Source organism: Paenibacillus rhizosphaerae, from assembly GCF_014192015.1.
Taxonomy (GTDB): domain Bacteria; phylum Bacillota; class Bacilli; order Paenibacillales; family Paenibacillaceae; genus Paenibacillus_AQ; species Paenibacillus_AQ rhizosphaerae.
In genome coordinates, this window is sequence record NZ_JACHXJ010000001.1 from 682,695 (window position 1) to 702,877 (window position 20,183).

14 protein-coding genes and 1 other annotated feature are annotated in these 20,183 nt (G+C 55.9%); of the genes, 11 read left to right on the forward strand and 3 right to left on the reverse strand.

The genetic code is table 11. The annotated features are described in order from the left end of the window. Positions 1 to 70 precede the first annotated feature (70 nt). The 6 genes from FHS19_RS03010 to FHS19_RS03035 all read left to right on the forward strand — a co-directional run bounded on the left by FHS19_RS03010 (position 71) and on the right by FHS19_RS03035 (position 6,708). Positions 71 to 1,984, forward strand: coding sequence for an OPT family oligopeptide transporter (locus tag FHS19_RS03010; RefSeq protein WP_183578378.1), 1,914 nt, complete (start codon positions 71 to 73; stop codon positions 1,982 to 1,984). A gap of 4 nt (positions 1,985 to 1,988) precedes the next feature. Next, a complete protein-coding gene (locus FHS19_RS03015; RefSeq protein WP_183578381.1) occupies positions 1,989 to 2,378 on the forward strand; it encodes a PqqD family protein in 390 nt (129 codons plus the stop codon). A gap of 91 nt (positions 2,379 to 2,469) precedes the next feature. Continuing rightward, positions 2,470 to 2,724: a binding site (T-box leader), on the forward strand. A gap of 60 nt (positions 2,725 to 2,784) precedes the next feature. Continuing rightward, positions 2,785 to 4,485 (forward strand): arginine--tRNA ligase, encoded by a 1,701-nt coding sequence (gene argS, locus FHS19_RS03020; protein WP_183578383.1) that lies wholly within the window; start codon positions 2,785 to 2,787, stop codon positions 4,483 to 4,485. Between the two features lie 218 nt (positions 4,486 to 4,703). Continuing rightward, positions 4,704 to 5,186 carry a hypothetical protein gene (locus tag FHS19_RS03025; protein ID WP_183578386.1) on the forward strand — a complete coding sequence of 161 codons (483 nt, stop codon included), beginning with the start codon at positions 4,704 to 4,706 and terminating at the stop codon, positions 5,184 to 5,186. Positions 5,187 to 5,274: 88 nt separating this feature from the next. Beyond that, complete coding sequence (locus FHS19_RS03030) at positions 5,275 to 6,231, forward strand: protease complex subunit PrcB family protein (protein ID WP_183578389.1); 957 nt, start codon at positions 5,275 to 5,277, stop codon at positions 6,229 to 6,231. A 186-nt stretch (positions 6,232 to 6,417) separates the two neighbouring features. Then, entirely contained in the window at positions 6,418 to 6,708 is a 291-nt protein-coding gene (locus FHS19_RS03035; protein WP_183578392.1) for a hypothetical protein, read from the forward strand. On the opposite strand, the gene FHS19_RS03040 is transcribed toward FHS19_RS03035, so the two are convergent. Next, on the reverse strand, positions 6,687 to 8,771 hold the full coding sequence (locus tag FHS19_RS03040; protein ID WP_183578395.1) for an ABC transporter ATP-binding protein: 2,085 nt from the start codon (positions 8,769 to 8,771) through the stop codon (positions 6,687 to 6,689). The two genes, FHS19_RS03035 and FHS19_RS03040, sit on opposite strands and share 22 nt — an antisense overlap. A gap of 17 nt (positions 8,772 to 8,788) precedes the next feature. Further along, entirely contained in the window at positions 8,789 to 10,534 is a 1,746-nt protein-coding gene (locus FHS19_RS03045; protein ID WP_183578398.1) for an ABC transporter ATP-binding protein, read from the reverse strand. A 524-nt stretch (positions 10,535 to 11,058) separates the two neighbouring features. Here FHS19_RS03045 and FHS19_RS03050 point away from each other — a divergent pair. Beyond that, positions 11,059 to 11,379, forward strand: a complete 321-nt coding sequence (locus tag FHS19_RS03050; protein ID WP_089546594.1) for a HesB/YadR/YfhF family protein — start codon at positions 11,059 to 11,061, stop codon at positions 11,377 to 11,379. Positions 11,380 to 11,459: 80 nt separating this feature from the next. Here the strand turns inward: FHS19_RS03050 and FHS19_RS03055 are convergent, their stop codons facing one another. Further along, positions 11,460 to 13,460, reverse strand: a complete 2,001-nt coding sequence (locus FHS19_RS03055; RefSeq protein ID WP_183581367.1) for a beta-galactosidase YesZ — start codon at positions 13,458 to 13,460, stop codon at positions 11,460 to 11,462. Positions 13,461 to 13,725: 265 nt separating this feature from the next. Here FHS19_RS03055 and FHS19_RS03060 point away from each other — a divergent pair, with 265 nt between their 5' ends. The 4 genes from FHS19_RS03060 to FHS19_RS03075 all read left to right on the forward strand — a co-directional run bounded on the left by FHS19_RS03060 (position 13,726) and on the right by FHS19_RS03075 (position 20,077). Then, the gene (locus FHS19_RS03060; protein WP_183578401.1) at positions 13,726 to 14,688 is read left to right on the forward strand and encodes an ABC transporter permease; all 963 of its coding nucleotides are present in this window, start codon (positions 13,726 to 13,728) and stop codon (positions 14,686 to 14,688) included. A 131-nt stretch (positions 14,689 to 14,819) separates the two neighbouring features. After that, entirely contained in the window at positions 14,820 to 15,704 is an 885-nt protein-coding gene (locus tag FHS19_RS03065) for a carbohydrate ABC transporter permease (protein ID WP_183578404.1), read from the forward strand. A gap of 122 nt (positions 15,705 to 15,826) precedes the next feature. Beyond that, a complete protein-coding gene (locus tag FHS19_RS03070; RefSeq protein WP_183578407.1) occupies positions 15,827 to 17,419 on the forward strand; it encodes an extracellular solute-binding protein in 1,593 nt (530 codons plus the stop codon). 330 nt (positions 17,420 to 17,749) lie between these two features. Next, entirely contained in the window at positions 17,750 to 20,077 is a 2,328-nt protein-coding gene (locus FHS19_RS03075; protein ID WP_183578410.1) for an AraC family transcriptional regulator, read from the forward strand. The last annotated feature ends 106 nt before the right edge of the window (positions 20,078 to 20,183 follow it).

Consider the following 20,183-nt stretch of genomic DNA (forward strand, 5'->3'; position numbering starts at 1 on the left):
TTGATTTTTCATCGAACCGGGTAACATATGGATGGTTACGACAACCTGTATCGGCAGAAAGGAGAACAACATGGACAAGCAGAATGCCAAGGAATCTTCAAGCTTCATCCCCTACATACCCGCATCCAGAACGCTGCCGGAACTTACGGTGCTGGCCGTCATTTTGGGCATCATCCTGGCGGTTGTATTTGCGGCCGCCAACGCTTACCTGGGGCTTAAAATCGGGCTGACGGTCAGCGCATCCATTCCGGCCGCCGTCATATCGCTCGGTGTCCTGCGAGGCTTGTTTAAACGAAAATCGATCCTGGAAAACAATATTGTGCAGACGATGACGACAGCGGGTGAGGCGGTGGCAGCCGGGGCGATCTTTACCCTGCCCGCCCTATATATGTGGAATCAAGTCCCGGGCATCGGAACCGTCAGCTTCATCGTGCTCGTCGGGGGATTTTTGGGCGTCGCGATGATGATCCCGCTGCGCCGGCTGCTGATCGTCAATGAGCATCAGACGCTGCCTTACCCCGAAGGCACCGCTTGCGCGGAAGTACTGATATCGGGAGAAACCGGGGGCAAGAGCGCGAAAATGGTTCTGTACGGATTTATCGCCGGCGGTCTGGTGAAAGCGCTCGGGGATGGCTTCAAGTGGTTCAAGACCGAGATCGAAACCGGCATTTACCGGTTTAAAAATGCGGTCATCGGCATGGATACATACCCGGCGCTGCTTGGCGTGGGCTACATAATCGGCCCGGCAATTTCGGGGCAGATGATTGCCGGCGGAATCATGGCCTGGCTCGTCATGATCCCGATGATCGGCTTTTTCGGCGGAGGCGCACAGGCTGTGCTGTCACCGGCCGAAGCGCCGATACCGCAGCTGGACGCCTGGGGCATCTGGGAAGGCTACATCCGATACATTGGCGCTGGCGCCGTTGCGGCAGGAGGATTGATCACGTTGGTCAAAACCCTGCCCATGCTGTTCAGCTCGCTAGCGGCGACATTGTCCGGCTTGAGTAAACGAAACGAGCAGAAGGTTGCGCTGGACCGCACCCAATTCGATATCCCTGGCTTTTGGGTGACGATCATGATTGTGCTTCTCGTCATGATCATCGCGTTTGCCCCGTTGACCGATGTGGGGATCATTGGCGCCATCGCCATCGCCATTTTCGGCTTTTTGTTCGTAACGGTCGCCTCCCGGATCGTAGGCCTGGTGGGGAGCTCCTCCTCACCGGTGTCCGGCATGACGATTGCGACGCTGCTAATCGTAACCTTTATTTTTAAAATGACCGGTCTGTCCGGCATGGGCGGAATGATTGCCGCATTGACGGTCGGAGCGATCGTCTGCGTCGCGTTGGCGGTCGCCGGGGACATTTCCCAGGATTTGAAAACAGGCTTCCTGGTGGGCGGGACGCCTTGGAAGCAGCAGGTGGCCATGATGATCGGGGTGCTCGTGTCCGGTCTCGTGATCGGCTTCATTCTGTCGGTGCTGAACGAGAGCTACGGACTCGGATCCCAGCAGCTCCCTGCACCGAAAGCCGTATTGATGCGGCTGATCGTGGAGGGGATCATGTCGAACAATTTACCGTGGGAGCTGATCTTTATCGGTGCGGCTTCGGCGGTCGTGTTCGAGTTTTTAGGTCTCAACTCGCTGACCGTGGCGGTCGGCATCTACCTGCCGATTCATGTCAGCACCCCGATCATGGTCGGCGGCATCGTTCGCTGGTTCGTGGAATGGCGCTCTCGGAAGGATGCCGGATTGCTCAAATCCCGGGTGGAAACGGGGACGCTGCTGGCTTCGGGCCTGATCGCCGGCGAGTCGCTGATCGGGGTGATCATTGCGATCCTGATCTGGCTCGGCGTACCGATTCCGGGAGACGTCCTGGTCTCCAGCAATCTGCTTCCACTGGTTGTTTTCCTGCTTGTGGTCGTGATGCTGGCCTGGATCTCTCTCCGGCAGAAGAAAGAGTCCGTCGTGACGAAACGGGAGGTGTAGCAGAATGTTGGGCTACCGGAAAAAGCGAAAGGACAACGCGGGAATACCGATTAACTTGCTGGATTTGGTCCCGGTGCTGCATGCGAAGGTGAAGGCGGAAAAGAGCGGGGGTATCGTGACATTGTCCGTATCGCGGGAGGGGTGGCTGGCCCGCCAGTCCGTCAAATGGCTGAAACAGCCGGCGGTCGTCCAAATCCGTTTGGATCCGCTGGGCAGTGAAGTGGCCGCCTGCTGCGACGGTTCCCACTCGGTAGCGGATATCGCGGGCAAGCTCCATGCCCGGTTCGGCGAGGAGGCGGAGCCGCTGCTGCCAAGGCTGGCCAAGTTTATCGAGCTGCTGGAAATGAATGATTTGGCAGTATGTCATCCCTTCGTTTTCCGCGAACAGGCATAGGATACATAGCATCGACAAGGCCAGGCAATTCTGTGGCCGGAAATGGGGGTGTTGCATTCTTCGCTGTCCCCCGTGTATACTATTGGAAAATTGAACGTCTAGGAACGGGAGAGTAGTAAAGCGTTAGGGCATCAAGCGAGCCGGGGATGGTGGAAGCCGGTATGCCGCGTTTTATGAAGCGCACCCGGGAGACGGCCTTTTGAACTGAAACCGATGAAATGGTTGGTTGAGGAGTAGAGAGGTCCGGTCAGCCGCCGTTACAGGCTTCAAGGGAAACGGATGCCGTGCAGGCGCAAAGCCCGTTTACTTAGAGTGGTACCGCGGGAATTCAGCTCTCGTCTCTATTATAGAGACGGGGGCTTTTTTGATTTTCGATAGACGTTAAGTAAGGGAAGGGATGATTGTTATGTTACATGAATGGATCGCGTCGGCTCTCGAGCCGCATGTGCCCTGGACGAAGCAGCAAGTGGAGGACCTGCTGGAAACCCCGCCGCAGCCGCAAATGGGGGATGTTGCTTTTCCGTGCTTTTCGCTGGCCAAAACGTTTAAAAAGTCGCCTGCGGACATCGCAAAAGAGCTGGCTTCCCGGTTCGACGGCGGGGACGGAATATTGGCGGAGGCAGCCGGCCCTTATGTCAATTTCAGGCTGGTCCGGAAACGGTACGAGCAGCAAATCATGGAAGAGTTGACGGCGTCGGATCATAGGCCGAACCTGGGAAAAGGTGAAAAAGTGCTCATCGACATGTCCTCGCCGAATATCGCCAAGCCGATGGGTATCGGGCATCTGCGCTCCACCATGATCGGTGCCGCCCTGTACAACATGTACAAACTGGCGGGGTACGACGTGGCCAGCGTCAACCATCTGGGAGACTGGGGCACGCAGTTCGGCAAGCAAATCGCAGCCTACAAGCGCTGGGGGGACGATACAGCCATTGCGGCCAATCCGATCAAGGAATCCCTGAAGCTCTACGTTCAGTTTCATGAGGAAGCTCCTAATGATGAGACGCTGGAGCCGGAGGCCAGGGATTGGTTCCGGAAGCTGGAATCCGGGGATGAGGAAGCATACCGGCTGTGGAAATATTTTGTGGACGTCAGCTTGAAGGAGTTCCAGCGGATGTACGACCGCCTGGGCGTCAGCTTCGACCATACGCTCGGCGAAAGCTTTTACAACGACAAGATGGGAGCTGTCGTGGATCAGCTGCGCGACCAGCATCTGCTCGAAGAGAGTGAAGGCGCGCTGGTCGTACGCCTGGATGAGGAGGGGATGCCGCCTTGCCTGATCATCAAAACGGACGGGACGACCATCTATCCGACGCGTGACCTGGCGACCGCCATTTACCGGCACGAGGTCATGAAAGGCGACAAGCTGCTGTATGTCGTGGGCGGCGAGCAGAGGCTGCATTTTCAGCAGGTGTTTGCCGTGCTGCGCCGCATGGGGGCGGACTGGGTGGATCAATGCGAGCATGTGCCGTTCGGCCTGATGCGGTTTGAAGGAAAGAAAATGTCGACCCGCCGCGGCAAGATCGTCTATCTTGAGGAAGTGCTGGATGAGGCGGTTGCCCGGGCACTGCAAATCATCGAGGAGAAAAACAGCAGCCTCGAACAGAAGGAGGAGGTCGCGGAGGCGGTCGGCATCGGGGCGATTATTTTCGGAGATTTGAAAAACAACCGCCAGAACGAAGTGGATTTTTCCCTGGAGGAAGCGCTGAATTTTGACGGGGAGACCGGACCGTACCTCCAGTACACGTATGCGCGTACCCAGAGCGTGCTCGCCAAAGGGCGAGCGGCAGGAGAGACGGAAGGCGGAACGGCCGGGATTACCGACGGCGGCAGCGGCCTGCTTGGAGATTCCGGTTGGGAGCTGCTGAAGCTGCTGACCCGCTTCCCGGATCAGCTGAAGCGCGGGATCCAGAACAACGAGCCTTCGGTGATGGCGCGGTATGCGCTGGATGTAGCTCAAGCGTTTAACCATTTTTACAACAAGGAACGGATTGTCATCGAGGACAGCAGCTTAAGAGAAGCGAGACTGAAGCTGACGGAACTAACGGGCGCTTCATTAGCGAGAACGATGCATCTGCTCGGATTAAAAACGCCGCAGCGGATGTGACGTCCATTTGTTGAACGGGGAGGAGAGTTGGTTGGCTGTACAGCAACAAGGACCCGGCCGGCGGAGTACGCCGGCGGGGATCATCCTCCGGCTCAAAGGCACCGCTGATTTCGGGTTGTGATTGGACCGTAAGCGCGGTAACATGGAGATAGGTCTGTCCGACCAGGAATTTTTACATAAGTGGTTGAACCTCGGCAGCAGGAGTCAGGAGGAAAAACATGAAATCAGTCGGTCTACAAGGTATCGAGCAGCAATCGAAGGAACTGTTCGCGTATTTCGGCTTGGCCGTATACTATTCGCAGGCATTGGAGCAGCAGCTGACCAATCTGCTGATGCTGATGAAGCTGTCGAAGGGGGAGGTTCCTTCCGAAGAGGAGCTGACCGAGCTGTACCGGCGCAAGCTCAGCAGTTCCCTGGGCCAGCTCGTCAACGAAATCCGGCATCACTTTCCTTTTACGGAAGAAGAGACGCTTCTATTAAAAGAGGTATGGAAGCAGCGGAATTATATCGTTCACGACTATTTCAAGGAACGGATCAAGGAGACGTTCACTCCGGGCGGAAGGGCTCGGATGATCCGCGAGCTGACCGCCTTTCGGGATCAAGCACAGGAGCTTGAGCGGAAGCTGCAGGGTTACACGAATGAATTATACGTCAAGCTGGGGCTGGAAAATGATCAGCCGGGCGGCTCCTATCAGCACTGACTCATCATAAAATAGGCATTCCGGCCTACGGGCAAATTGAAACATTTGCGGTTGGTTCCCCGTCTGAGAGGCTGAGGAGGTGATTTGGATGAAAATCACAAAGAAATGGGCTGCGTTCATGGTGGCGGCAGGCTGCCTGGTATCGGCGTCTTCCGCCTACGCGTTTTCGGATCTGCCGAATAAGCAGCAGGAAGGTATCGCGGAAGCGCTGCAAACGCAAGGAGTCATTCACGGCATTTCCGCAGACCGGTTCGGTCCGGCCGAGCCGCTGACAGCAGCCCAAAGCGTGCAGATGCTGGTCAAAGCCATGAAGCTTCAGCCGGACGTGGGTGCAGCGAGCGCCGGGATGCTGGCGGTTCCATCCTCCGCCTGGTATGCCCAAGCAGCCGAAACGGCGCTGGATCACGGGCTTGTGGCATCAACCATCGGCAGCTGGAACGACAAGGTCACGAAGGAAGAGTTCGCACAGATGCTCTACAAAGCCGTTTCTGCTACCGGCGACTACCCGCTGATCAAAATGTACGTTACGGTCCAGGATGAGAACGACATGGCTTCCGGATCGCGGGAGGCCGTCCAGTTTCTGCTCCTTACCCACATAGCCGAACTTGATTCGCAGCAGAAATTCCATCCCAAGGACAACATCACCCGGATGGAGGCGGCGGAGATGGTCTATCACGCCATGAATTTCGTTGCTTCGCATCAGTCGGTCAATCCGCCGGAGAACGATGACCAAGTCGCTGTCAGTGTGGAGAAGGTGAACGACCAGGTGAACCGGATCGTCCTTACCAAAGAGGACATGCCGAATCCGGGATACGGCCTCAAAATCGACCGGATCGAGTTCGTCTCGGAAGGGAAGGCGGTTGCCTATTACACCGTCACCAAACCCGCCCCGGGTATGATGTACCCGCAGGTGATTTCCACGGCCAAGGTGTCCTTTTACATGGACAGCAAAATTCAGGTCAGCGTCAAGCAAACTGGCGGCGGCCTCGGTACGGGCATCTCCCTGAAGGGATCGCTCGAAGAGACGCCGTCCCTTACCCGATAAATCGTATCGTCCGCCCATCGCGGCGATACTAGATCCCCCGGCTTCCGGAACACCGGAGACAGGGGGATTTTTTTGCGGCAGGATCAAGCATAGGAAGATTCCGGTTAAAAATATCCTTTTTCGTTGACGAGGCAAATAGTATCGCGCCGCCCATCCCGTTTACCATGCTGGCAAGGGGGGAAGAGGATGTCGCAGCTTGCGAACAGCGTGCCCATCACCGAGAGGAGGAAGAAGCGGGGATTGGCTTACCGGATGCTCAGGCAGTGGAATATTCAACTGATGGTCATACTTATGGCATTAAAAAGGGAGCGATCCGATTACGGAATCGCTCCCTTGGGCTGTTTTTTTCGTTTATGCTCTTGTTCTTTTCACGGCAATCAAATGCTGGCACATCACTCCGGAATGACCATGGCCCAGAAGCGCAGAATGCAGTCTGTATGGCGTCGCCCGGCGAATTACACCGGAGAAGGTGTCTGAACCGGCGGCTGTGCCTTGATCCCGCTGTCCAGGGCAGGTGCCGCTGCACCCGAGCCCTGCTGAAGCTGATACATTTGATAATATCTGCCGCCGAGCTGCATCAGCTCGTCATGGCTGCCCTTCTCGACAATTTCGCCCCGGTGGAGCACCAGAATCTGATCGGCGCTGCGGATGGTCGAGAGGCGGTGCGCGATGATGAACGTCGTACGGCCCTTCTTCAGCACCTCGAGCGCGGATTGGATCAGGCTCTCCGTCTCGGTATCGATGTTGGCCGTGGCCTCGTCGAGAATGAGGATCGCCGGATCGAAGGCGAGCGCGCGCGCAAACGAGATCAGCTGACGCTGCCCCGCCGAGAGCGTGCTGCCCTTCTCGACGACAGGCTCATCGAAGCCCTGCGGCAGATGCGCGAGGATCCGTTCGGCACCAACGTCGCGCAGCGCCTTTTCAATTTGCTCGCGCGAAATTTTGGCGTCGCCCAAGCTTACGTTCGAGGCAATCGTACCCGTGAAGAGGTACGGATCCTGCAGCACGATGCCCATATGATGACGCAGCCACTGCTTCGGCAGGGCGGTCACATCCTGGCCGTCAATAGTGATGGTCCCTTTTTGCGGGTCATAGAACCGGAACAGCAGGTTGATGATCGAGCTTTTGCCCGAACCGGTATGGCCGACCAAAGCGACTGTCTGCCCCTGCTGCGCTTCAAAATTGATGTTCTTCAGGACATAATGGTCATCCTTGTAGGCAAAGGAGACGTTTTTAAACTCGACGTTGCCTTTGTACCGCGGCATTGTCCCGTCCGTCACGTCTTCGCCCGGTTCATCCATCAGCGTAAATACGCGGCCGGCTGAGACCATGGAAGAGTCCAGGGCGGCGAGCTGGTTGACCATCCCGGTAATCGGCTGGAACAGGCGCCCCAGCACGTCGACGAAGGCGTACAGTACGCCAAGCGAAACGGCGCTGCCTCCGGTCAGCGTGCCAAAGCCGAAGTACCAGAGGATCACGGCAAAGGAAAAGCTGCGCAGGACGTTGACCAGATTGTGAGTCGTTAACGCGTTCAAATTGAGCATTTTGTTCTGATGCTTCATATAGTCGTCGTTCAAGGCTTCAAACTCTTCGGACGTTTGCTTTTGCCGGCGGAATACGCGGATAATGGACATCCCTTGAATGGACTCATTGATGATGGCGTTAATTTCGCTTAAGCGCGACCGGATGACCGTGTTGTACTTGGTCGCGAATTTTCGGTAAAGTACGATCCATACGATCAGCAGCGGGACGACGAACAAGCAGACGAGGCCGAGCCGGACGTCCAGCAAAAACAAGGCGATATACACCCCGGTAATGTAGATGATCCCCGAGCTGAAGTTCGACAGCACCGCAACGAACAGGTCCTTGACCGCTTCAGTGTCATTGGTGATGCGGGAGACCACCTTGCCGGCAGGCAGCGTATCGAAGAAATAGACCGGAAGCCGCTGCATGTGCGCATAGACGTCGGTCCGCAGCTTCTGGATGACTTTGTTGGCGGAAGACTGCAGCCAGTACGTTTTGCCAAATTCCGTAAAGATGCTGATCACCAGGAAAATGCAGTACAGTCCGACGAGCTTCAAAATACCCGGAATTTCCTGCTTGTAGAAGGAATACAGCTCACTCGCGGACAGCTTGGCGGCCGGATAGGTTTCCACAGCGCCGCCGCGGCTGATCGTCAGCTGTCCGTTCGCGAATTTGCGCTCCCCGTCCGGATTGGCTACCGGCTGGCTGACAAAATAAAAGTCCCGTCCGGTCTGCAGCAGCCGGACCTCCTGGCCTTTGGCCTCTCCTTCCCCGAACCGGTCGCCGCGCTTGTAATAATGGCCGTTATAGGATACGGCGTTTTCAGATGACGTCGTTTCAAAATATGGCCTTTCAATGCCCAGCATATGATCGTCGATCATCGACTTGGCGATGAACGGGCCGGCAAGTTCGGCGCCGACGCCGATCGCCAGGGCGATGATGGCCGCGATAAAGATGCCTTTGGCGCATAGGGCGTACTGGAACAGCCGCTTCCCTACGCTAGCTTTAGAATTCATAGGTTTACACCTCATTTTTATGTGGACAAATTGTTTTCGACCTGCTGCCGTTCAAACTGCTCGCGGTACCAGCCGCCTTTGGAGAGCAGCTGCGCGTGGGTTCCTTCTTCAACGATGGCTCCTTCATCCAGCACCACGATCCAGTCCGCATGTTCGATGGCGGACAGGCGATGCGTGGAGATCAACGTCGTTTTACCGGACCGCTGCTCACGGATATTTTCGATAATCCGAGCCTCGGTTCGGGCGTCGACCGCAGAAAGGGCGTCATCGAGTATGAGGATATCCGGATCGGAAATGAAGGCTCTGGCCAGCGATACGCGCTGCTTCTGGCCGCCGGAGAGGGATACGCCTTTCTCGCCGACGAGGGTGTCAAGTCCCGCTGCGAGCGTGTGCAGGTCGTTGTCAAACGCCGCTGTCGCGATCGCTTCCATAATGATGTCGTCTTCGGCCTGAAATTTGCCGAACTGGATATTTTGCCGGACCGATTTGGAGAACAGGATCTGTTCCTGCGGCACATAGCCGATCCAGCCGTGAAGCTGGTTTTGGGTGATGCGCTCGATCGGAACCTTCGAGATCAGAATTTCACCGGTTCCCGTCGGATACTCGTGCAGCAGCTGCTTGAGGAGCGTCGATTTGCCGCTGCCTGTGCGTCCCACGACACCGAGCGTCTGGCCTTTATGCAAGGTCAGGTTAATGTGCTTCAGATTGTCGACCGATGACGTCGGATACCGGAACGTGACATCCCGCAGCTCAATCGTGTCGGGACGCTCCACCCGAACCGGATCAGGCACATCCTGAACGTCCGGCACGACCGATAACGTCTCATTCACACGGTCGAGCGAGGCGCTGCCCCGCTGCATGACATTGATCAGCTCGCCGATCGCAAACATCGGCCAGATCATCATCCCGAGGTACATGTTGAACGATACGAGATCCCCCAGGGTAATTTGATTTTTAAATACGAGATAAATGCCGAAAGCCAGGCCGATCACGTAACTCGCGCCTACGCATAAACGGATGGTCGGCTCGAACAAGGCGTCCAGCTTGGCGACCCGCATGTTTTTGCGGTACACGTCATCCGTGATTTCCTTGAACCGCCGCTGATCCTCACGCTCCTGAACGTACGCGCGGATGACGCGAACCCCGGCGACCGATTCGAGCACCTGGTCGTTCATGTCGCCGAATGCGTCCTGAGCGGCCGTATACCGTTCGTGGATGACCTTGCCGTAAATTTTCATGGCCAAGGCGATAAACGGCAGCGGCAGGATGGCGGCGAGCGTCAGCTTCCAGCTGATGAGAAAGCCCATCGCCAGCAGCACGACGCTGAGGTACACCGTCGAGTCTGTCATCACAAGCATACCGAAGCCGGCCGTGTTGGCGACGGAACGCAGGTCGTTGGTGGCTCTGGCCATCAAATCGCCCGTGCGGTTCCGTTCGAAAAACGGAGGCACCATGCGCAGCAGCTGGTTCATGTAGCGGGAACGCAGGATGCGTTCTACGAGGTTCGCGCCGCCGAACAGCTTGTGCATCCATATGTAGGTGATGATGTAAATCACGGTCAATGTACCGAGAATCAGCACAATATACCGTGTCAGCGAAGTCCAGGTAATCGAGCCGCGGACGATTTCGTCGATGGCGCTCCCGAGAAAACGCGGGGGAAACAGCTCGCCGATTCCGCAGAGGATCAGCATAATCAGACCGATCAGGTAACGCTTCTTTTCCTGGCGGAAAAACCAGCCCAGGTTTTTAAGTACGGAAAACAAAACTTTCACTTCCTCTCATGTCTAAAATGCCGGCAGTTCTTGCTTGCGGAGTTCATGGAAAATTAAAAAAGGCATACCATCCGTAAACGGACGATATGCCTTGCAATCCTACATTTATCATGCGTACGGTTGAGTGTGAGCAGCCGTACCGCGGAAGGTTAATATTCAATGGCTCCAAGAGGCACGACTTCGTCGAGCTCCTTAAGAAGGCCTCACCAGCAGGGCTGCTCCAGTATTCAATTGATAAAGATCTTGATGATGGTTGCGTGGATGAAAATTTATCATATTGAACACAGAACTCACCCTTTCTTGTTGATGTTGGTCTTGAGCCCGAACAGGGAGCACTTGCGTATCAAGGACGCGACTTGCCGGGTTCATTTGGGAATAAATTGAAAACGGATCTCGTATGCAGAAAATTTTATCATCGCGTCAAGAGAGCTGTCAATTTATATTTTCAGGAATCAGCAAAAAAATGTTATGATGTACGTATGAACATACAGATTAGAGAGAGGGAGTGAAACCAGATGGAACTGCGAATCAGCCCAGACGCTGCACGCTGGTATAAACGAGAATTGAATTTGGCAGAGGGCGCGGCACTTCGCTTTTTTCCCCGCTACAGCTCGGGCGGCGGACTGCATCCCGGATTTTCGCTCGGCATTTCCGTGGAGAACCCGGAGCATCCGGTGCTGAAAGAAGAGCTTGAGGGCGTGGCCTTTTTCATAGAAGAACAGGACACCTGGTATCTGCAAGGATATGATCTGGTCGTCAATTATTTGGCAGCTTACGATGACATTGAATATGTATATGAAGCAGAGCGGGAACATAACACTTCCGCCACTTCTTAATTAGGCTGAACCGGCCGCATCCGCTAAACCAAGCGAATGCGGCTTTTCTTTTGCTGACTGCAAGGCATGGACTATTCATTTCACTTCCGGGAGGAGACGGAGGGGAAACCGATCATGCGGTATTCGTAGCGGCCAACCTCCAACCGGCCGGCGGCGGCGCGTTCACCGCTCAGCTTATCGATTCCTTCGCGAGGCAGCGTCACGCTTCCCCCTTCTCCGTTCATGTTGACAATGACCCACAACTCCTCTGTTTCCGATTCGCGCGGCGCCACGATCGTGCCGATGGTCGTTTCCGCGCGCCGCGTAACATTCGCTACTTTCCCGTAATGGATCAGCATCCGCTCCAGCATCTCGTTGCCCTCGTCTCCTGCCGGCAGCGAGCCGAGCAGCACGATCCTGCCTTGCCCCCGCTTCATTTCCGTCAGGAAGGACAAGCCCGGCGATGGGCCGCCGATGAGCGTGCCTATGCTTTTCGCCTCCACCGGCTCATATACGGAGCTCCAAAGGGACAGCGGGGCTTCCAGCCCGAACGCAGAGCCGACCGTACCCGTCCCGTCCATCGCATAGGTAAACACCGTCTCTGTTCCGGTCAAGGACTCCAGCTCACCGAGCCCCGCGTCCACAGGGACGGTATGCTCTTCCGTCCGGATTCCGGTGAGCGGCCCCACGATCCAGATGCCGCCTCGCTCTACGAATGCAAGTGCCCGGGCGATCAAATCCGATGACAAGTAGGGGATAAACGGGGTCCAGAGCAGCTTGTAGCCTTCCAATGAGGCTCCTTCAGGAATAAGGTCACGGTGCATGCCCGTCCGCAGCACCCGCTCGTAGGCGCCGCTCACCAGTCCGCGGTGGCGAAGCTTGCCGTGCGATTCGGTCGCAAGAAACGCCTTGGCCCGGTCGGAGTAAGAAATCGCGACCTCCGCCTGTGCGGGCCGGCTGCCCGTGATCGCCGGCTCGATCGCCTGCCGCGCTTGCTCCGCCTCGAGCACGTTCGGATAGCCGAGGCCGGGCTTGCCCCAGGCGCTGACGACCGAACCGTGCGGCTGCTCGGAACCCGCCCGCTGCTGCCTCCACAGCCAATAACAGAACCCTTCCGCTCCCAGCGCGTAGGCGGCGACCGCTTCGGCTGCCAAATAGCCGTTCGGATGTGGGGTACCGCTGCTCGCAATTGATCCCGCATGGGAAGGGCTCGTTTCCATGATCCAGAACGGCCGCCCCGGCTTGAAATTCCGGTATAAATCGCAGTTCAGCAAATAGGCGGCGTAATGGGCCGCGCTGGCGTACGTATCAAAGGACGCGAAGTCCAAATGCCGGTACAGCCGCTCGTTGTCGATGTGGAACGCGACGCTGCCGTTGTGAGTCACCGGCGCGGCCGAGTGACGGCGGATGATCGCCGTCTGCTCGACGGCGAACTCGGCGATTTTCTCCATTGAGAACAGACGGTACATTGTCTGCATCGACGAGTTGTGCAGAAACGGAGTTGGCCCCGGCTGCGGCACCTGGTCGAATACGTTGTACGATTCGCTCCAAATCCGCGTTCCCCATAGCTCATTCAGCCGTTCGACATTCCCGTAACGCCGATACAGCCATTCGTGCCAAAGCCGGCGGCATACGGCACACATGCACTCGGAGACATGCGCTTTAAATTCGTTGTCAAGCTGCCAGCCGATGACCCCGGGAAGGCGCCCCAGTTCCTGGGCGAGGCGTTCGGTGATCACTGCAGCCTTTTCCCGGAACGCTGGGTGGTTTGTGCAGGCATGCTGCCGCGAGCCGTGCCCGAGCGGGGTACCTTCCGCGTTGACGAACAGCCGCTCGGGATGCCCGTGTGTATACCAGATCGGCGGTGTGGCGGTTGGGGTGCACAGGATCGTCTCCACGCCGGCCTCATATAACTGCCTGATCACGCCAGCAAGGGGAGAGACATCGATATGCCCCTCTTCGGGCTCAATGGTCGACCATAGAAACTCACCGATCCGAACGACGTTGATGCCGGTTTCCGCCATCCGCCGGATATCTTCCCGGACAACTTCACCGCTCCACAATTCCGGATAAAAAGCCGCTCCATGATAAAGCTTATTCATCATTTGCGTTCCACTCCATTTCGCTGTATGGTTACCAACCCAACCCCACTTTAGAAGGGGGCCGCGGGGAACGCAATCGGACATTTTTGCAGCGGGAATGATGCGGTATATCACTCTTTTGCCGGCTTTGCACTTTTTTAAAACATCCCTTAAACCCGCGCCCCGGGAGTCTTCAAAAATGTCTCATTGCCGGAAAAGAAAGCGCTGACCGATAATAAGGCCACAACGCTCGCGAGGCGATGAACACATATGGAGGTGGAAAGCGATGGAGCAGGCGACGGCCCAAGGGAATCTTCCGCAAACGTCCAAGCCGGGGGTTTACCGCACGAGCATCGCGGCCAGGCTGCGCAGGGACAAATGGCTATACCTGTTAATGCTCCCCGGCTTGCTTTATTTTTTGATATTCAAATATATGCCCATGTGGGGCGTGCTGCTGGCCTTCCAAAACTATCAGCCGTTCACCGGGTTTTGGAAAAGCGAATGGGTGGGCTTCGAGCATTTCCGCCTGTTCTTTGAAAACCCCGAGTTTTTTATGCTGCTGCGCAATACACTGCTACTGTCGTTTTACAATCTGATCTTCTTCTTCCCGGCTCCGATCATCTTGGCGCTTCTGCTGAACGAAGTCAGGCTCGCATTCTTCAAGCGGACCATTCAAACGATGATTTACGTCCCGCATTTTATATCGATGGTCATCGTGGCGAGCTTGACTTACGTGTTTCTGACGACGGAGGGCGGCACCGTCAACGAACTGCTCTTCCAATACACGGGTAACAAAATTCAGTTTCTGTCCGATCCGGCATGGTTTCGGCCGATGATCATCCTGCAAACGATCTGGAAGGAATGCGGCTGGGGTACGATTATTTTCCTGGCGGCGCTGGCGGCCGTCGACGTGGAGCAGTATGAGGCCGCGACGATCGACGGAGCGAACCGCTGGCGGCAAATTTGGCATGTGACACTGCCGGCGATCCGCAGCACGATCGTGATTCTGCTGATTCTGCGGATGGGCAGCGTGCTGGATAACGGCTTTGAGCAAATCTATTTGATGCTGAATCCGCTCAACCGCACGGTGGGCGAAGTGTTCGATACTTACGTGTACGCAATGGGTATTACGCAGGGCGCGTTCAGTTACAGTACGGCCGTCGGGCTGTTCAAATCGATCGTCGGCGTCACGCTGGTGCTCGGCACGAACTGGCTGGCGAAAAAATTCGGCGAATCCGGACTGTACTAACCCACAAGAAAACGTCTGCCGACGAACATGCTAAGAAGCCAGTCGCGTTTTGCGGAAGTTTTTTCGAGATCAGGATGTTTTGTCTCGAAATTTTATACAATCTGATCTCTAAAGAAAGGGGAAATCCATCCATGGCCAAGCAATACAGGACCGCGGCCGGCGTCACGTTCGACGCAGCCAACTACATCGTCCTAACGCTGTTCGGGCTGGCCGCCGTGCTTCCTTTCGTCTACGTTATCGCGGGCTCCTTCGCCTCGGACGCGGAGCTGACGCAGAGAGCGGTGTTTTTTATCCCGAAAACTTTTACCTTAGCGGCCTATGAGTTTATTTTTTCGACGGGGACGATCGTCAAGAGCATCGGCGTTTCCATTTACGTCACCGTCATCGGTACGCTCGTCAATCTGTTTTTTACGGTCACGATGGCCTATTCCTTGGCCAAAAGAGGACTTTACGGACGTAATCTGGTGCTGAATCTCGTCATCTTCTCCATGCTGTTCGGCGGAGGGATGATTCCGACGTACCTGGTCGTCAAAGAGCTGCACCTGCTCGATTCGCTGTGGGCACTCATGCTGCCGGGTGCAATCAGTGCGTTTAACCTGATTATCGTCAAAAACTTTTTTCAGGAGATTCCGAAGGAAATCGAGGAAGCGGGCCGCATCGACGGCTGCTCGGAGCTGGGTCTGTTATGGCGGATCGTGCTGCCGCTCTCAATGCCCGTTCTCGCCACCTTCACCTTGTTTTATGCCGTGGGGCATTGGAACGATTTCTTCGCGGCGCTGCTGTATATTAACGATCCTGAAAAATGGCCGCTGCAGGTCATGCTGCGCCAGATCGTCCTGCTGTCACAGGCGGCCGCAGGCGATTTGAACTCGATGGACCCGAATTTCGTGAAACCGCCGGACCAATCGATCAAAATGGCCGTCATCGTTGTCGGCACGATTCCCATTCTATGCGTGTATCCGTTCCTGCAAAAGCACTTCGCCAAAGGCGTTCTGCTGGGGTCGGTCAAAGGCTAAGGCTTGCTGTTCACTGTGTAGTCCTGCCGAAGCTCCGTCATTTATACACCTCAACACGGATTTTTCGCTTGGAGCCCGGGCGGTTTTACAATATGATCTAACGTTAAAGGGAGGCTTTCTTCGTGAAGAAAAAGAAAAAGCAAGCGAAACGCGTGTCCACATTTCTCATTTTAAGTACGGTTTGCGCCGCAGCGCTGGCAGGCTGCTCATCCGGCAGCGGGGGTGAGGGCGCCTCGGGCGACTCGTCCGCATCTCCTTCTGCAAACGCTTCTGCGGAGGCGGAGAAGCCGCTTAAGCTGAACATTATGCTCCCGATTTTTAAAACAAACTATCCGAAGGATGACAGCCCCGTCGCCGCCGAGCTCGAGAAGCTGACGAACACGGACATCCATTTCGAATGGGTGCCGAACGCTTCATATGGCGATAAATTCAACATCACGCTTGCATCCGGAAATCTGCCGAAAATCATTTACGTGCCCGATTCGAAGGGACCCAGTTTCGTGAGCGCCGTCAAATCAGGTGCTTTTTGGGACCTGACCGATAAGCTGAAAAATTATCCGAACCTCAGTCAGGCCAATGAAGTTATTCTGAACAACTCTTCGATTAACGGCAAAACGTACGGGATTTACCGCGGGCGCGAGCTCGGCCGCAACGGCGTATATTACCGCCAGGATTGGCTGGAAAAGGTGGGCCTGCAGCAGCCGAAAACGATCGACGAATTCTATAACATGCTGAAGGCGTTTAAGGAAAAGGATCCGGATGGCAACGGCAAGGACGACACGTACGGTCTGGTGATGGTCAAGTGGACGGCAGGCTGGGGATCCGGCTTCGACCAGATCAAGCTGTGGTTCGGCGCGCCGAACGTATGGGGCGAAAAGGACGGCAAGCTCGTGCCGGAGTTCGAATACGACGAATATTTCGAAGCGCTCAAGTTTATGAAGAAGCTGTACGACGAGAAGCTCGTCAATCAGGATTTTGCCGTGATGGATTCGGCGAAATGGACCGATCCGCTCGTGAACGGCCAGGCCGGCGCCATTATCGACGTCGTGGACGGAGCGGCCCGGGCCGACGACAAGATTCATGCCGCGCTAAAAGACGCTGGCAAAGAAGATTCCAGGGAGCAGTACGTGGACGTGTTCGGCGCCGTCACCGGTCCGGATGGACAAATTCATACGCTGCCTACATCCGGTTTCGCCGGCTTGCTGGCCATCCCGAAATCGAGCGTGAAGAGCGAAGAGGAGGTTGACCGCATCCTGAAGTTCCTCGACCAGCTGAATGAACCGGACCTGCAGACGCTGACCAGCTTCGGGCTTGAAGGCAAGCATTACAAGAAGATCGACGACAAGACGCTGGAAAGAAGCTCGGATTCAGTGCTGCTCGAGTCGGAAGTCGAAGGGCTGAATCAGATGGTGCCGTACATTCCGGAAGGCAAAGGGCTCCAGGTGGCCCAAACGCCGCTTCGTTTGAAGCAAACGGAGGTTCAATTGAAAAACCGGGACACGATCGTCGCCAATCCGGCGGAGCCGTTCATTTCCGAAGTGTACGCGCAAAAAGGGCAGCAGCTCGGCAACATCATAAACGATGCCCGGATCAAATTTATCGTCGGCCAGATCGACGAGAAGGGCTGGCGTGATGCGATCGAGCTGTGGAAAAAATCGGGCGGCGACGACTATGTGAAAGAAATCAACGAGCTGTACACAGCTTCGAAGTCCTGATCGGCCAAACAGAAGTGTCCGGCGCGGCTGTCCCAAGAGACGGCCGCCTGGGATACGGACTATTTTTATATTCGGGGTACCGTAAAACACCTGATTTCACAGCAAGCCCCACGTTGTGGGGTTATTTCCGTTCCCCCGGTTTTTTGAACGATTTACTCGGATTTTATGCTGGACATATCCGGGGGGCGGAGGGTAATGTTTTCTAAAGGGCGGGGTTTTTTATTACAGTTAATTGTATACGCTTACATATTTGAGTGACATGATTGAATACCATTTGCCTCGCCATAAAGGCGGGTAAGACAAATTCTGGATATGGTTGGTGAGCTGACGATGAATGGATGGAAGTCGGTAATGGCCCGCTTATCTGGCGGCGGATCGGGCAGCTTTTACAGAAAAAGCCTGATTATGTTCTTGTTTGTGGCCGGCATTCCCGGGATCATCACGGGGATGCTTGTGTACTCCATGGCGGGCGGCAGGCTGGAGAAGGAGCTGCTGAAGCTCCATAATGACCAGATTGAGCAGCGGTCGCTGAACATGGACAAGCAGCTGTCCAACCTTGAAATGATGCTGGCGCATTGGGCGTTTGACTCGCGTTTTGACTATTCGCTTAGCGGCCACGACTTCGTGCGCGACTTCGAAAAAACGCGCGACATCACAAACACGCTGCTGGTGATGCAGGGCTCCAATACGATGATCCATAACGTCAGCCTTTATTTGCGCGGAGACCAGAGGATATTGTTTTATCCGGAATACTCGGCCTTGAATGACCGGCAGCTTATCTCCCAGTACGACCGTCTGTTGGATGCGGGAAAGACGACGTATTGGACGCAGCAGGCACTTGACCCAGACCAGCCGGGAAAGCGGGAATTGACGTTTGTGCATCTTATCCCGGGGGGCAGCTCAAATCCGCTCGGGGCTTTGATCGTGAGACTGGACAACGATCAAGTCGCAGAGGTGCTGCGGACGTTGACTCCTTATGCAGACGGGGAGAACTTTCTGATGGAAGCGGGCGGCGGCTTGTACGTGTCGGCCAACGGCAACCGGATGGATTCGCCTTTTGTTAAGGCGGTCCGCGGTGAAGTGGAATCCGAGGGGAAGGCGCGAGGGTCTTTTCTCTTTGAGTGGGACGGCAAAACCTATGCGGTCACGTACGGCTATTTCGCACGTATCATGGACAACTGGCTGTACGTGTCGGCCTCGCCGATTACGAACATTACTGCCCCGGTCGTGCTCATATCCAAAGTCATTCTGGCGGTCAGCCTGAGTGCCCTTCTGCTGGCGGTGGTGCTGGCGTGGCTCGCCTCGAAGCGGATGTATTCACCGGTCAAACGGCTGATGGCGAATTTGCAGCCGCACGCTCCCCTAGCGGGAGAAGGACGCGTCGACGAATTTGCGATGATCGAGCGGCAGTGGCAGCACTTAAGCCGGGAGAGCCGGGAGCTGAACGCCAAGCTGCTGGAGCAGCTGCCCCATGTGAAGGAAAGCTTCCTCCATCAGCTGCTGCAGGGGTATTTGTACGCGTATTCGGAGGAGGATCTCCGATCGCGTATGGAACGGTACAAATGGCAGGTGTGCGGGAAGCAGTTCGTCGTGCTGTACGTTCATTTGACCGGCATCGCCGCCATGGAGGGGAAATTCAAGTTCGGGGACGAGGGGCTGGTCACTTTTGCGTCGGTCAACATGATTGAAGAGCTGGCAGCCGCAAATTTCGAGCAGAGCAGCACGATCAATTTCCACGACCTCGGATCGGGCGTGCTGCTGATCCTGCCGGAAGGAGAGCCGTGCGCAGAGCCGATCAAGGTGTTCAGCGAGGAGCTGACACAAGCGGTCAATCGGCTGCTGAACATGCGCGTTACCATCGCCGTCAGCCGGACCATGAACCGCATCAGCGACATTCCGCTCGCCTTTGAAGGTGTGAAACATGCTGCAAGCTTCCGCAACTTCGAGCATGACAATCAGATCATCGAGATGGAGCAGCTGAACTACGAAGACGGGGCCGAGCCTCCGTATCCGTTTACGCTGGAGCGGGAGTTCCTGCAGGCGCTTCGCACCGGACAGGAAGCGGATGCCCGGGCCCTGCTCGCCGACTTTCAGGATGCGCTGTCCGTACAAGGAGCCAAGGCGATCGATGTCCAGCAGGGAATGCTGCATCTGCTCGGATCCGTACAGCACGCGATCCTTGTATCCGGCATCCAGCCGAACCGCCTGTTCAAAGGCGCCAACTTGTATGAGCAGCTCTCGCAGATGAAAGAGCCGGCCGCCTTCCGGGACTGGTTCGAGGCGAAGGTCATCGCTCCGTTCATGCAGGAGCTGACGAACCGGTCGGACTGCCAGGTCAAACAGCTGATGGAGCAGGCGATGATCTACATGCAGCAGAACTACATGCTCGATATTTCGCTCGATAACTGCGCCGACCATATCGGCACGAATCCTTTTTTTCTGAGCAAGTCGTTTAAGCGGGTTACCGGCAAAAACTTTATCGATTACCTGACCGAGCTTCGCCTGGAAAAAGCGAAGGAGCTGCTGCGGGAATCGGAGCTGAAGATCAACACCGTCGCTGAGCAGGTCGGCTACCAGCACAGCTATTTTAACCGGATCTTTAAAAAGCTTGAGGGAATGACGCCAACCCGCTACCGCGAGCTGAGCCGGGCGGAATAGGCACAGCGATGCTGCGCGGAAGAAGCCGGCAGTGGTTCTACAAGAAACCGCTGCCGGCTTTTTATGCTGCCGCTGCTACTCCAAGGAGCCAGTCCAAGCATGCTCT